We start from the raw sequence: 14325 nt of genomic DNA, 5'->3' as shown, positions 1-14325 counted from the left end.
CTCCTTTTAGATGTTATTCATATTATATAGGAATATTAGGCGTTTGTGTTGACATTCGTTTAACTGTTATAATACAATACCATATACGATAACAGTACTAGTACAGAAAAAGGAGGTCACCGACATGATTGAGAATGTAGTAGAGTTTTTCAAGAACCTTCCCCCTAAGCAATGTGCCCAATGTGGAGAAAAAATCGAAGAACAGCATGAGTGCTACGGTAATACATGCGATAAATGTAATACTATTTAATTAAAAAAACAGCCGTTCAGGATTTCCCTCCTGAACGGCCGTTTTTTTATGCTTCCTGGACTTTTGAATAGCGTCGCTTGAACAAAATGACGAAATAAGTCGTCGTACATGCAACTGCTACTATAAAGAATGCCAGCAATATTCCGATATTCCACTGAATAAAGTCAATATCCGTTGAGGAAATCGCAGCTTTGAATCCTTGTACGGAATAGGTCATCGGCAACCATTGGTTAAATATTTGCAATGGTTGCGGAATCATTTCGAGCGGGAACGTTCCTGCACTTGTCGTCAGTTGCAAAATAAGAATGATGATGGCGACAAATCGACCACTGTCACCAAGAACTGTAACGAGCAATTGCACGATGGCTAAAAAGGTGAAACTCGTCATGATGGCTATCGCAATAAACCATCCAAGATTTTCTGGATCTAATCCTAATCCGAAAATTAGGATTGCTACCGCAATCAATGCTTGCACAACGCCAACGATACCGAGAACGGTCATTTTACTCGTTGCCCATGCAAACCCACTTGTCGGTGGGATGGCTGTTTGTACCAGAGGGAAAACGATTGAAATTAGCAATGCTCCCACAAACAATCCAAGTGACAAGAAATATGGCGCAAATCCTGTTCCATAGTTTGGCACGTGATTGACAGCTGATTTTGTTACGCCAACTGGAGAAGAAGCCATGTCAATCGTATCTTCGTTAGCATTTACTTCGCTTGCTACAGTAGAAGCATCTGCAAGTTTTTCTTGTAAAGAAGACGTACCTTCAGCTAGTTTCGCTGTTCCATCAACAAGCTCAGTGGATCCAGCAGCAAGTTCTCCAGATTTTGATGCAATTTGTGATGTACCTGAAGTTAACTCATTCGAACCTTGAACAAGTTGTTGCAACCCGTTTGAAAGTTCATTACTGCCCGTAGAGGCACTTGCCAACCCGTTTTTCAAATCTCCCAACTTAGTCGAAAGGGTGTCACTTCCAGTTGCTAAAGATGCAGCCCCTGCATTTAATTCTTCGGAAGATTGAGTTAAGGTAGACAATCCATTCGCAAGCTCCTGATGACCTGTAGCTAATTTCTCTGCACCAGATGATGCTTGATTCATGCCGCCGCTTAGCTGTTCTGTTCCGACTTGTAACTCACCTAAGCCTTGAGAAACTTGTGAACTTCCTTGTTGAAGTTGCTCAAGTGCCCCTTTCAAAGCGGTTTGTTGCTCTTTTGGAAGAGATGCGAGAATCGGAGCCATTTGTTCAGATAAAGTCTCCAAACCAGATGTTACTTGAGTAGAACCCCCTGCCAATTTGCCAACAGATTGATTCGTCATGGTGGCACCTTGTTGCAGTTGGCTTAACGCTTCATTGAGTTGCTGTTCTTTTTCATTTGCCGCCGCTAATCCATTTGATACTTTTGCGACACCTTGCGTATAAGACGCAACTCCATCTTGCAGTTGGCCAGCTCCATCTGCTGCTTTACCAGCGCCTTGTTGTAACTGACCCGCTCCTGCTGTAAGTTTCCCGAGTCCTTCATTTAATTCTGTTGCTCCATTTGATGCTTTTACGGTTCCTGAAGCAAGTGCTGTTGACCCATCAGCCAATTGTACCGATCCGCTTGCCAATTGTTCCAAGTAACCTTTCAAATCCGTCGCTCCAGAAGAAAGACTATCTGCTCCAGCCGATAATTTCTCGGCTCCGTCTGCAGCCTCCCCATACCCATTGCCCATTTTAGAAATGGAAGCGAAAAGATTTTCGGAGTAACTAGCGACGACTTGTTTATTTACTTCTGCACGAATTTGTTCAATTGCTGACTCACCAATTTGTGCGGATAAGAAATTAAACCCTTCGTTCGGTTTGTATTCAATCATCAATTTTTCAGGTTTCTCATCTAAAAGTGTCGTTGCATGTTGAGAAAAATTCGAAGGAATCTCAATTACCATATAATAGTCTTGATTTTTCAGAGCTTCTTCTCCCTGTTTTTTTGACACTTCCACAAAATGAAACTCTTGACTATCTACTAGGTTCTTCGTGAGATCCTTCCCGACCGTTATGCGTTGCCCATCCAATTCAGCTCCCGCATCCTCATTGACTATTGCTACTGGCAGCTCATTTAACTGTTCATAGGGATCCCAAAACGCCCATAAGAACATCCCCGCATACAATACCGGAATGAATAAAACCGCTAGGATTGGAACAAGTAATTTACGGTTCTTAAAAATGTTTAGAAATTCTTGTTTTATCATCTAATTTCCTCCTAATACTTATTGACCGAATTTCTCAATTGGTCATTTTGTTTCAAAAAAAGAGTCTCACTTAATGAGACTTCGGAATATAGTGTCACGAAATACATCCACTATTTTTTCTTCCGGTAGCGCTTGCTCATGAGTTTTTTGCCAATCAACAGCAAAGGCCATATAGGCTTTAAAAATTAAGTAGGCGACTAGTTCAACATCTACTTCTCTTATTTCATTCTTGGCAATCGCCCGCTCGATATGCTCTGCAATATAGCGTACAATTTCTTGTTCAACCTTTACAAGAACAGCCTGAACGACAGGCGTTTTCATATCTTTTTCTTCAGCAATCAACTTTGCAAGTAAAGCGTGTCGCTCCCGGAACTCCAGCATTTTCATTAATACGAGATGGGCATTGTTCTGGAAAGAGCACTGATCCGAAATGATAGCATCTTTTTCTGCCTTCATTTCATTAATCATCGTAAAGGCAATTTCATGAAACAATTCTTCTTTATTTGCAAAAAATGTATAAATCGTCCCTTTTCCTACATTTGCAACCTTCGCCACTTGATCCATGGTGGTCGCTTTATAACCAAATAAAGAAAATGATTTAGTTGCTGCTTCTAAAATTTCATGTCTGCGATCCAATTCTTTCACCTCATCTCATAAAACTGACTAAAAAACCATATCGGTCATCTAGTCATAATCATAATAGATTCTTATGTTTTTTACAATAGGCAATTCATTACTGTCACTATTTGTTCATAAATCATTAATCCTTCTTAATATATAGTATGAACTGATAATGGCTAAAATGGTTGCAATAATGGAGCGAATGCATAGACCCATAATGCCATCAGCACCAAAAGGATGGAAAATCATAATCTTCAACAGAAAATCAAAACACAAGATTAAAATGATGAAAATCATAAATTTCATAATAAGATACATAGTTTTCCCACCTACTATTACAATTTTTGATAGATTTACTAAACACTATAATACAAATTAAAGAGCTTTTTTAAAAAAGCCCTTACTTTCAACAATTGAAAAAAGATTAGCGCCAACTTTTATCTAGATTAACTTCCTATGATTCTAATCCTAACCAGAACTCGTGATGACAATGGTTGAACAAATAAAGGATTAAACCCTCAAATCATTGCCCAAATTTACTCAATTCCTCACAATCCATTGCTTAAATTCCATCCCGATAAAAATACATTTGAGTTCTGTAAACTTAAACTTATATCTTCTATTAGTTACCTACGATAAGCGAAGGTCTATATGTAAAAATGCGAATGCCTAAACTCATAGTCACCTACTACATACAATGTAAAAAACAAAAGGATGTTTGTGAATTGAAAGTTGTTGTCACGGGAAAAGCCGGATTTATTAGTTCCCATTTATTTGACGCGTTCATTTTGTCAGGAGTAAGTACGGCGAAAAAATCTTCCATCAATGAGCTTTTAAAGTTACCGGCAGATATTAATGGTATTAATATGCAGCCACTCCATACTGTTTCTCCGGATGTAGATATCAAACATAGTAATCTTTGTAATAAAAATACACATCTAGGGCTATATTGGGATCCTCTCGTTGAAATCCAAAATGGAATGAATGATACCTATGATTTTATCAATCTAATTGACTGTTCATTTCTAGGTCCTTTCAATTTTCATTCCGATAGGAGTGGAGGATTTGACGCAAAATAACGAGTCATCAAGCCAGTTCCCGCAAAATGCTATACCATTGGGGAAACCGAGGATTTTAATTACAGGAGCAAATGGATTTACGGGGAAACACGCATGCAAATACTTTATGAATGAGAACTATCATGTGATTGCAGTAACGAGAATGGCAACCAATCAAATTTCAAATCGCTTAGTAACCTATGAAAAATGTGAACTTACAGATAAACAGGCAGTTAAAATGCTAATCAAAAAAACAAAACCCGATTTTCTTCTTCATTTGGCAGGTCAGAACCATGTTGAAGCATCCTGGAGTGATCCACTTGGCTCTCTCGAGGCAAATGTCTTCTCTACTGCATATTTATTGGAAGCCCTGCGAAATGAAGAATCTGATTGTAGAATCGTAGTTGTTGGATCCTCGCTGGAATTCAATCCTACCGACTTCTCCGCTCCTCACCATCCCTATGCTTTATCGAAAACTCTTCAAACATTGATTGCACAGTCCTGGGAAATGCTTTATGGAATGAATGTTATTATCGCAAAGCCTTCCAATCTTATCGGTCCGGGCATTTCTTTCGGGCTATGCTCAATCCTTGCAAAAAAAGTAGTTGAAATGGAATTCACTAATGCCGAAAAAATACTAAAAGTAATTAACTTACATGCGAGACTCGATTTTTTGGATGTCAGAGATGCTATTTTGGCGTACGATACATTATTTCAAAAAGGTATTCCTGGCAAAACGTATGTTATATCGTCTGGAAAATACAAGTACTTAAAAGACCTGATAAATACTCTCCGTCTTTATTCTTCTGTTGAATTTGAAATTCAAACATTGGGCAATTACCTTGAAGTAGTTAAACCTCTTAGACCTAAGTCAATCAATAAACTGGGATGGCAACCTAGCATATCATTTGATGAGTCAATACAGGACATTCTAACGTATTATCGCGATATTTCACTTGGTTTTTCATAACTTTTTTGTAAACATAGCAGGTACTATTATCCTTGTACTCTCTGCTTAATAAAAAGGCTCCGTTTACTTTTACTATTGATTATTTATAGAGTGGATCCGCAACCTTTCGTGAACTACGCAGGAAAGATTAAGGCCAAAGGTAGTTTTGCCATGACCATTCCTCCGAAGCTATTGCAACGATGTAACAATAATTGTTATTTTATACCATTAGAATCTTTTATAATAACTCTACAATAAACGTAAACAAAAGGACAACTCCGAGGAGTTGCCCTTTCACATTCATTTATTTAACAAACAAGTCATCCAAAACTTCACTGACAGCGGCTTTCCCTTGATCGACACAATCAGGCAGTCCAAGGCCTTCATAAGAACTTCCTGCTAGCTTAATCATTGGAAAACGCTCTCGAATCTCTCTTTTCGCTTTAGCCACGCGTTCTTTATGCCCTACCACATATTGGGGAGAAGCATTTCTCCATCGAGTGACGACCGAAAATAGAGGTTCTTGATCAATGTTAATCGTTTTGCGTAAGTCCGAGAGAACGATTTTTTCAAGTTCGCTGTCTGATAATTCAACCGCAGACTCATCACCTGCCCGACCAACAAATCCTCGAAGCAATACATGCCCGTCTGGTGTTGTTGTTGGCCACTTACGATGTGTCCACGTACAAGCAGTGATGGAGTAATCACTGTTTCGAGACACTAAGAAGCCGGTGCCTTCTTTATCTTGTTTGACCGCTTCTTCTTTAAAAGCCAGTGCAACAGTCGCCACTGAAGTAGCAGGCATCTCCTCGAAGTCAGCCATCAATCCGTGCTCCTCAAATAATGGCAGAGCGGCGAGATGTGGTGTTGCAAAAATCAATTGATCGAGAAGCATTTCTGAATCGTTGTTTAGGAACAAATTCACTTGTTCTCCAACTCGTTCGAAACGTTCCACACGAACACCTTTCATAACTGAACCTGGTTCAAGCTGTGCTTCAATTGCTTCCACTACAGTTTCCAATCCATTTTTGAATGTACGGAAAATACCTTCTTTTGACTTAACAATCGGCTGTTTTGGTGTCGTTTTTTTCGAACCGATTATCAAACTTCGATGTTCCTGTTCTAGTTTATAAAACTGGGGAAATGTAGCCTGGAGGCTCATTTTATCAATGTCTCCGGAGTAGATGCCTGATAATAAAGGTTCTATTAAATTTTCAACCACTTCACCGCCGAAACGTCTGCGTAAGAATTGTCCAACCGACTGATCTCCGTTAACAGAGGACTTAGGTAAAATAAAATCTCCAGCCGCGCGAAATTTCCCGCTCCATGAGAACAATCCCGAGGTGAAGAAAGGCGATATTTGTGTAGGGATGCCCATGACAGACCCTCCAGGAATTGGGTGCAGCCCGTCATTGACCAGAATATATGCCTGTCCAGTTGCATTGCTGACAAGTTGGTCACTGATGCCAAGATCCTCGGCTAAAATGCCAAAGCTTTTTTTACGTGCCAAAAACGAGTCAGGTCCCCGTTCAATGACAAATCCATCTTTGCGGACTGTTTGGATTTTCCCTCCGAGTCGATGGGAAGCTTCTATCAAAACTACTTCAAGAGGATACCCTTTTTCTTTCGCTTCTTTCTGCAAGTAATATGCAGCTGCCAATCCAGTAATTCCGCCACCAATTATCGCTACTTTTCGTTTTCCTTGAGACACAGTCATCATCACTTTCGATTTCAGTTTCCTTATTTTTTATCTAAATGTTTCAATACAACATCGGACATAGCATCAATAAATAATGGTTGTGTGTTAGGCATTTCAGGTCGGTAGTAATTGGCACCGATTTCATCAGTCACCACTTTACACTCATAATCATTGTCGAATAACACTTCTAAATGATCTGCGACAAACCCTACTGGCGTATAGACAAATGTAGAATAGCCTTTTTGTTCGTGCAATTCATGAGTAAGGTCTTGAACGTCTGGTCCAATCCAAGGTTCTGGCGTTTGACCAGCACTTTGCCAACCGACTTCGTAGTTTTCAATACCAGCTGATTGCGCGATTAGGTTGGCCGTTTCTTTTAATTGATCTGGATATGGATCTCCATTTGCGATAATTTTCTCAGGTAATGAGTGTGCAGAAACGATTAAACAAGCTTTTTCACGTTGTTCTGCCGACATCGAATTGAAAGTTTCGGAAACCTTTTCAGACCAATACTGAATGAATTTTGGTTCATCGTACCAGCTCTCTACTGAAGTGATCTGTAGACTACCTAATTTTTCAGCAGTTTCTTGTACGCGTCCGTTATACGACTTAATCGAGAATGTTGAGAAATGAGGTGCAAGTACAATGGAAACCGCTTCTGTGATTCCATCCTTATGCATTTGCTCCACGGCATCTTCAACAAACGGTTCAATATGTTTTAACCCAATGTATAATTTGAATTCAATTTCGTCTTGAACGGCATTCAAACGGTCACGAAGTGCAGTCGCTTGGTCGTCTGTAATTTTTGCCAAAGGAGAAATTCCACCGATTGCGCGGTAGCGGTCTCTTAAATCGGTAAGAGCTTCTGGGCTTGGCGGACGGCCATGACGAATATGTGTATAATAACGCTCTAAATCTTCTTCTTTATAGGGCGTGCCGTAAGCCATCACAAGCAGTCCCATTGTTTTTTTAGTCAACTTGATCACCTCGTTCATTAATTTACAATCTTCATTTTGCTAGGTTCAATTTCATTGCGCGAACTTGTAAGACTTATGAATGTGCTTTGATTTGTGCACGGCTGTATTCATGGACAAATGACGTCAATCGTTTTAATGTATCTGGATTTACTTCAGGGAATACGCCATGTCCTAAATTGAAAATATGTGAAGGATGAGCGATTCCTTGATCGATGATTTCTTTAGCACGTTTTTCAATGACAGACCAATCTGCCAACAAAAGAGATGGGTCCAAGTTTCCTTGAAGCGTTTTTGTTAAGCCCATTGCTCGAGCTTCTTTGATTGATAAGCGCCAGTCTAGACCTACTACGTCCACTGGCAGATCATGCCACTCTTTTGCTAAATGACTTGCACCAACACCAAATGTCGTTACAGGTACACCTTGTTCTTTAATAGCAGTAAAAATCCGTGTCATTATCGGTTTGATGAAAATACGGTAATCTTCAATATTCAATGCGCCAACCCATGAATCAAAAATTTGAATGGCTTTAGCACCAGCATCGATTTGTGCTTTAGTATAAATGATAATCATATCAGCAAGCTTGTCCATTAATGCAAACCACGCTTGAGGCTCAGAGACCATGAATGCTTTCGTTTTGTTGTAATTTTTAGAAGGACCGCCTTCAATCATGTAACTTGCAAGCGTGAACGGAGCTCCAGAGAAACCGATTAACGGAACATCCAGTTGTTCTTCAGTCAAAATTTTGATGGTTTCAAGAACAAATGGGATGTGATCTTGAGGCGAAAGTTCACCAAGTTTTTCTACATCTTGCACTGTGCGAATCGGATTAGAAATAACAGGCCCCACGCCTGATTTGATTTTCACATCAACACCGATTCCAGGAAGTGGTGTCACGATATCTTTATATAAAATCGCGGCATCCACATTGTAATTTTCAACCGGTAAGCGTGTAACGTATGCACAAAGTTCTGGTTGATGCGTGATTTCTTCTAATGAATACTTCTCTTTAATTTTGCGATATTCCGGTTGTGAACGTCCTGCTTGACGCATATACCATACAGGTGTGTAATCTACTTTCTCGCCTCTCGCTGCGCGTAAAAAAGTGTCGTTAATCTGTCTCATGAATTGCCTTCCTGCCTTTCAACCTTACATATTTGGGGTCGTCCTTGTTATATTCGTTCTAAATATAGACGTTCTCTACACTATTGTATAGATTTCAAGTGCAATTGTCATAGAATTGTCTTGATTCAACGACACTCTTTTGACAAAGTGTTGTTTTGAGCACTTTTAACTGGGGAAGATTATAATGTACTTATAGAATGGAGGGATTTTGAGTGAATATTTATTTGACGTCAGGTACACCTGAATTCATGAATTCTTTAAAGGAAAAACATGCTGGAGAAAAGATGGTCGTCCTACACGGACAAGGAAATGCAGTGCTACTTCATGAAACAAGTGGCAAAACAGTTTTTCAAACACCGCGTAAGTATGAAGTCATCGACTCTTCAGGTGAATTAAGTGACCAGGGCTACTTCGTTTTCAACAATATCCCAGTAACAGAAGAAGGTCGCCCGATTTTTGAACACCGATTCACAAATCGTCCGCGTGCTATTGAAAATGAGCCAGGATTTATTGCAATCCGCGTATTGCGTCCAGTCGGTTCGGACACATACATCATTTTGACGGAATGGACTGGTGCAGGCTCATTCGAAGCTTGGCAGAATTCACAAGCTTATAACAAGGCACATGAAAAACGCGGTACCGATGAAGGCATCGACAAACGTCCAAATATCTTCTCAAGTGCTTCTTATGTTACAACTTATAAAACTGCAAAAAAGACAGACAAAGCTTAATAATATTGAAAAGCGCCTATTCCCAAGGGAACGGCGCTTTTTTGATGGCTATGGATTTCTTAATAAAAATTTCGTGAAATTTTTATCGCTGAAATTAGAGGATTTATCAATCAAACTAGAAATTTATCGCTCAAACTGGCGATTTATCGCTCAAATCAAACACTTTATCGCTCAAACTCGGTTCACAAGCAAGTTAACTTCTTGAGAAATCGTTTAAAACCCTACATGTTAGCCATTAAACGTTTGGCAATTTGTTGATATTCATCCGGCCCAATTCCCGGCGCGAATTCTTCGGGTAAATCGTCAAGGTCCGGAATTGGTCCACCTTTAGGAATACCATCTTGAACAACAAGTGGCTGACCGGTACTCGGATTATCGCCTTTCCAGATAGAGCGAATATCTTTATACTGCCCTTCATCATTCCATGTAAAGAGAACATTTCCTAAACCACGATCTTCATATTTTACCGCATGATCAAATGACCGATTATCCAGATTCGGTATTGGAAGCATTCTTGTTATATCAACACCGGTGGCCATTTCAATGGCTTTCGCATACGCAAGTACGTGCGTGCCACCGCGTACAAGTAGATAACCAATCATTTCTCTCGCTGTTTCGTGACTCGTCATTTCATAAACGCGCATCTTATGTGTTCTAGCTCCACATTCCAGGAAGAAATTATGCAACAGATCCAGCACCAAGTTTCCGCTAGAAAACACATGGTCACCGCGCCATGGATTACCCATGGAATCCCCTGCCATCGAAGTTTGGGCGGTTGCTATGAGCGCGTAAGTATTTCGTAAATCTTTACCATTTTGCAATGGTGTCAAATCAGGATCACCTGCAAAAGAAATACCTTTGTTCAAGATATTGATGGTATTGGATACCAGCTCAACATGTCCAAATTCTTCAGCGGTAATACTTGCGACTAAGTCATAAAATGGTTTAAATTTCGTTTTTTGACGAAAATTGAATGACTGATACATATAGTTATTCAAAGTCGACATTTCTCCGAATTTACCACCCAAAAGTTCTTGAACGGCTGCAGCAGCGTTTGCATCGCCATATTCGGGTACAGGCAACTCGATTGCCAGCCTATTTATGCGTTTAAACATGGAATCTCCTTCTCTCAAATTTGATAATTAAACGAATTCGACTCTTCCCGTTTATGTTTATGACTCCCAGTAAGTGAATATATTCAATTATTATTTATGAGAAGCTGGAGACACCCAAATAATTTGTTGGATACGAACGTAAAATGGTGTTCCATTTTTTTCCACTATGATATGATCGGGCACAACCTCTTTAAGTACACCTGTGACCACACTGTTATTTGATAATTGAACAACAATTTTTCCTCCTACAGCTGACGTTAACGTCTGGTACACAAAAGGATCAAAATTGCTGACAAACTCTACGGACTGTTGTTGATCATCCATTCATGCCACACTCCTTTCAATCAATACCCATATTGTATGGAACTGCTGTGGCAAATGTGATATGAAATTTCCAATCCTCAAAATTTGAAATGTCCATTGTAACAGGTTTATTCTGACTTCATTTCCCTCATTCGTAATTCTGCCAGATGCTTTAGCTCATTCGAACGGGATTCAATAAATCCTTGCATGTACTTTTCCAAAAACAGTTTATCTGCCACGCGTCCAATGATACCGAATGGTGCATGATAGACAAACGTATCTTTCATCATTGTCCCGTAATGGATTTCCGTAAATTCGTGCGTATGTGTAAATGATTGAAAAGCTCCTTTAACTTGAACATCTATAAAAAAATTGGGTCTAACCATCTCTATAATTTTGGCAGTTAATCTCTGTTTCACTCCAAAATGAGTGGCTTCCCAAGTGACACAATCACCTTTTTCCAATAATCCTGTTATTACGCCATCAACTGCCCTTTCCTTTGTTTGAGAGGTAGTTTGCATATGCGCTTCAACGCTTCTGGCAAGATTGAAACACACTTCAATCGGTGCTTTTATGTAAGTAATGTGTATGATAACAGGCATCATGAGACACTCCTCAATGTGAAAGTCAGTTTATTCTTTCCCGTGCAAGATCCCATTACGGTTGGCATAAACAGCAGCTTGAGTGCGGTCGGCACATTCAAGCTTACCTAAAATATTGCTCACGTGAGTCTTCACCGTTTTGATGCCAATGAATAACTTCTCCCCAATTTCCTGGTTACTAAGCCCGTCCCCTAGGCATTTTAATACATCCAATTCCCGCTCCGTTAAATTATCGTGAAGAAACCTCTCTTTAGGACGCAACTTTTTCATCATCAAGTCAGTCACTTTAGGGGCAATCGTCGCCTGCCCTTTAAAGGCATCTTGAATCGCCTCAGAAATTTTATGGGCTGGCAACGTTTTCAATAAATAGCTGAAAGCCCCTGCTTCAAGCGCTGGAAATACTTGTTCTTCATCATAATAGCTCGTTAATATCATGATTTTACATGTTGGATGAAAAGCCAGGATTTCTTTTGTGGCTTCGATTCCATTGCCATCTTCCATTAACAAGTCCATCAGCATCACATCGGGCAGATGTTTTTTAGCTAAGGCGATTCCTTCTTTACCACTTCTCGCTTCTCCAACAACTTCGATTCCCGGTTCTGTCATAAAATAAGATACCAATCCCAGTCGGACCATTTCATGATCATCTGTTATGCCAATTCGAATCGGTTTCATCACGCATACCTCCTTTTAAAGGTTGGCAAGGAATCTGGAAAAGCCATTCCGTTCCTTCCCCTTCTTTTGAGTGCAATCGGGCAGTGCCGCCTACTTCTTCACAGCGTTCTCGAATCGTCATCAATCCATATGATGTTTGCTTCTTCTTTGCCGAATCAAACCCTCTTCCGTCGTCTCTGATGGTCAATACAAATTGTGAACTACTGAGTTCTGCTAAAATTTTCACATGTGTGGCTTCTGCATGACGAAGACAGTTGGCAAGCACTTCCTGCACAATTCTGTACACATGCTCTTCACTTCCTTGAGACAAGCAGGACTCTTCTGGAAATTTAAGGTCGAATGTAACATCAGTCCTCGTCTCCAACTCTTCGAGTAACTCTGAAAGTGCCACAAAGAGGGTTTTATTTTGTAAATCCATTGGTCTTAAATGAAGCAATAGAGCTCGCATTTCATTGAGGGTTTTTACGGATAGAACAGATATTTGCTGAATAATGGATACAGCTCTTTCAGGATTTTGTAGAACTGTTCTCTCTGCAGCAGAGGACAGCATCGATAAGGCAAACAATTGCTGACTGACAGCATCATGCAATTCACGTGCAATTTTTTGACGTTCTTCCGTCATTGCAGCTTGTTCAGCTTGTTTGATCATCATGACATTCTGATCCACTAGACGTTGTAAAGTTCTTAATTGGACATTCATTTGTTCTGCCAACTCATTAAAACCTTCTTCAAGCAACCCAAGCTCGTCATTCCCTTGAACTGGAAGGCGGGTACGGTATTTGCCGTTTTGCAACATGCCAAAACCGGCCAGTAGATCGCGGTGGCGACTTGATAAATGATTGTCCCTTCGATATCCCCGGATCATTTCGTAAGTAGCGATTACTATAAAAACGATGATGGGCACTACAATAGAACCTTTTATAGTAATAAATGTGTACGGAATGAAATAAACATATAGTTGAAGAATGGCGAATAGGAAAATGGAGACATCACGTGCAAGCCGCCAGCCTTGTTTAATGGATTCAACATGAAATGACTTCATTCCTACTCTTCCTTCCTAGACACCATGAATTTTAACATCGACAACATTGTACTTAATGAATATTCGCAGACGTTTTTCTGAAGTTTCAAAGTTTGGGGTTTCATAAACGAGGTCTGCACCAAGTCCTTTATCCAGTTGGTCGAATAATTCAACTTCACCTACATTCGCTTTAATCGTAATATGAGCACCGATATGTTCAGGGATTAACATATGGATTTCTCCTACAAAACCAGTTAATTGTATCGGAGTCTCGCCAGGCGGAATAATTGCCTTTGAAAAGTCAAAAAAATATTCAGCCACATTTTTTGTTAATTGTAGAGGCCCTAATTCCCAATCAGGACTGTGAAAAGACTTCTTTTCACTATTTTTTGATGTATTAATTGTAATGATTTTCTTCTTTTTCTCTTGTAAAGGCCGTTTGAATAGTTGATGTACACCGAAAGCAACAAATAAAATCGGCCATAATTTCAACCAGTCTCTATATGCAAATTCAAAATAATCCAGAATTCCCAATGTAATGAGAATTCCGTACAAAGCGGCAAACATTCCCCAAACTAAGGAAATACCTTGACGATCTTTTTTTAGATAACTATCCAGAGCAATCAATCCAAGCACAATAAGGATTCCCGGAATAATAAAAGTTGTCCAGGAGGTCTCTCGTAAGTTAAATACACCTAAATTCATACTAAGTAAAATCGCACCCATCCCAATAAAAAAAAATGTGGACAATAATGGCCTTTTCATGTTTTTACCACCAATCTAAAATTTCTTATACTCTTTATTCTAACTAAATCGTATGCGAATACATCTCTCGCTAGTGGGAGGTGTTCTCCGCCTCAAGACGGAATTTGCTTTGTTTGGTGAATTTATTAAACTTCAATTGTTCTGATGTTCCCTCAATGATATAATAACAAACATTCAAACTATTTCGACAGTCGAAAGGAGAT

The 14325-nt window shown here is 39.7% G+C and carries 16 protein-coding genes; 4 read left to right on the top strand and 12 right to left on the bottom strand.

Annotated elements, in window-relative coordinates:
- The first annotated feature begins 124 nt into the window (after nt 1–124).
- Entirely contained in the window at nt 125–250 is a 126-nt protein-coding gene (yhfH, locus tag AC1DSK_RS05490) for a protein YhfH (protein ID WP_016429141.1), read from the top strand.
- A 46-nt stretch (nt 251–296) separates the two neighbouring features.
- Here the strand turns inward: yhfH and AC1DSK_RS05485 are convergent, their stop codons facing one another.
- From AC1DSK_RS05485 to AC1DSK_RS05475, 3 genes are all read right to left on the bottom strand, one after another.
- Nucleotides 297–2483 carry a YhgE/Pip family protein gene (locus tag AC1DSK_RS05485; RefSeq protein WP_477547712.1) on the bottom strand — a complete coding sequence of 729 codons (2187 nt, stop codon included), beginning with the start codon at nt 2481–2483 and terminating at the stop codon, nt 297–299.
- A 66-nt stretch (nt 2484–2549) separates the two neighbouring features.
- Nucleotides 2550–3119 (bottom strand): TetR/AcrR family transcriptional regulator, encoded by a 570-nt coding sequence (locus AC1DSK_RS05480; protein ID WP_477547711.1) that lies wholly within the window; start codon nt 3117–3119, stop codon nt 2550–2552.
- 114 nt (nt 3120–3233) lie between these two features.
- Nucleotides 3234–3422, bottom strand: a complete 189-nt coding sequence (locus AC1DSK_RS05475) for a hypothetical protein (RefSeq protein ID WP_477547710.1) — start codon at nt 3420–3422, stop codon at nt 3234–3236.
- A 407-nt stretch (nt 3423–3829) separates the two neighbouring features.
- Here AC1DSK_RS05475 and AC1DSK_RS05470 point away from each other — a divergent pair, with 407 nt between their 5' ends.
- The gene (locus tag AC1DSK_RS05470; protein WP_477547709.1) at nt 3830–4183 is read left to right on the top strand and encodes a hypothetical protein; all 354 of its coding nucleotides are present in this window, start codon (nt 3830–3832) and stop codon (nt 4181–4183) included.
- Entirely contained in the window at nt 4170–5132 is a 963-nt protein-coding gene (locus AC1DSK_RS05465; protein ID WP_477547708.1) for an NAD-dependent epimerase/dehydratase family protein, read from the top strand. The genes AC1DSK_RS05470 and AC1DSK_RS05465 overlap by 14 nt, the downstream gene beginning before the upstream one ends.
- Before the next feature lie 283 nt (nt 5133–5415).
- Here AC1DSK_RS05465 and hemY read toward each other — a convergent pair whose 3' ends face one another.
- The 3 genes from hemY to hemE form a co-directional block, all read right to left on the bottom strand.
- Nucleotides 5416–6828 carry a protoporphyrinogen oxidase gene (gene hemY, locus AC1DSK_RS05460; RefSeq protein ID WP_477547707.1) on the bottom strand — a complete coding sequence of 471 codons (1413 nt, stop codon included), beginning with the start codon at nt 6826–6828 and terminating at the stop codon, nt 5416–5418.
- A gap of 23 nt (nt 6829–6851) precedes the next feature.
- Nucleotides 6852–7787 (bottom strand): ferrochelatase, encoded by a 936-nt coding sequence (gene hemH / locus AC1DSK_RS05455; protein ID WP_477547706.1) that lies wholly within the window; start codon nt 7785–7787, stop codon nt 6852–6854.
- A 73-nt stretch (nt 7788–7860) separates the two neighbouring features.
- Nucleotides 7861–8910 carry a uroporphyrinogen decarboxylase gene (gene hemE, locus AC1DSK_RS05450; RefSeq protein ID WP_477547705.1) on the bottom strand — a complete coding sequence of 350 codons (1050 nt, stop codon included), beginning with the start codon at nt 8908–8910 and terminating at the stop codon, nt 7861–7863.
- 212 nt (nt 8911–9122) lie between these two features.
- Between hemE and AC1DSK_RS05445 the strand changes: the two genes are divergently transcribed.
- Nucleotides 9123–9641: an antibiotic biosynthesis monooxygenase family protein gene (locus AC1DSK_RS05445; RefSeq protein WP_477547704.1), complete on the top strand. Its 519-nt coding sequence runs from the start codon at nt 9123–9125 to the stop codon at nt 9639–9641.
- A 221-nt stretch (nt 9642–9862) separates the two neighbouring features.
- Here the strand turns inward: AC1DSK_RS05445 and AC1DSK_RS05440 are convergent, their stop codons facing one another.
- From AC1DSK_RS05440 to liaF, 6 genes are all read right to left on the bottom strand, one after another.
- Nucleotides 9863–10756: a manganese catalase family protein gene (locus AC1DSK_RS05440; RefSeq protein ID WP_477547703.1), complete on the bottom strand. Its 894-nt coding sequence runs from the start codon at nt 10754–10756 to the stop codon at nt 9863–9865.
- A 90-nt stretch (nt 10757–10846) separates the two neighbouring features.
- Nucleotides 10847–11080 (bottom strand): DUF2642 domain-containing protein, encoded by a 234-nt coding sequence (locus AC1DSK_RS05435; protein WP_477547702.1) that lies wholly within the window; start codon nt 11078–11080, stop codon nt 10847–10849.
- Between the two features lie 107 nt (nt 11081–11187).
- Nucleotides 11188–11661 carry an SRPBCC family protein gene (locus AC1DSK_RS05430; RefSeq protein WP_477547701.1) on the bottom strand — a complete coding sequence of 158 codons (474 nt, stop codon included), beginning with the start codon at nt 11659–11661 and terminating at the stop codon, nt 11188–11190.
- Between the two features lie 30 nt (nt 11662–11691).
- Nucleotides 11692–12336: a response regulator gene (locus tag AC1DSK_RS05425; RefSeq protein ID WP_477547700.1), complete on the bottom strand. Its 645-nt coding sequence runs from the start codon at nt 12334–12336 to the stop codon at nt 11692–11694.
- Nucleotides 12305–13378, bottom strand: a complete 1074-nt coding sequence (locus AC1DSK_RS05420) for a HAMP domain-containing sensor histidine kinase (RefSeq protein WP_477547699.1) — start codon at nt 13376–13378, stop codon at nt 12305–12307. Before AC1DSK_RS05420 ends, AC1DSK_RS05425 begins: the two co-directional genes overlap by 32 nt.
- Nucleotides 13379–13393: 15 nt before the next feature.
- Entirely contained in the window at nt 13394–14122 is a 729-nt protein-coding gene (liaF, locus tag AC1DSK_RS05415) for a cell wall-active antibiotics response protein LiaF (protein ID WP_477598097.1), read from the bottom strand.
- Between the last annotated feature and the right edge of the window lie 203 nt (nt 14123–14325).

The sequence above is a fragment of the Paenisporosarcina sp. P4_B8 genome (genome assembly GCF_056402175.1).
This window is presented reverse-complemented; position numbering and strand designations above follow the sequence as displayed.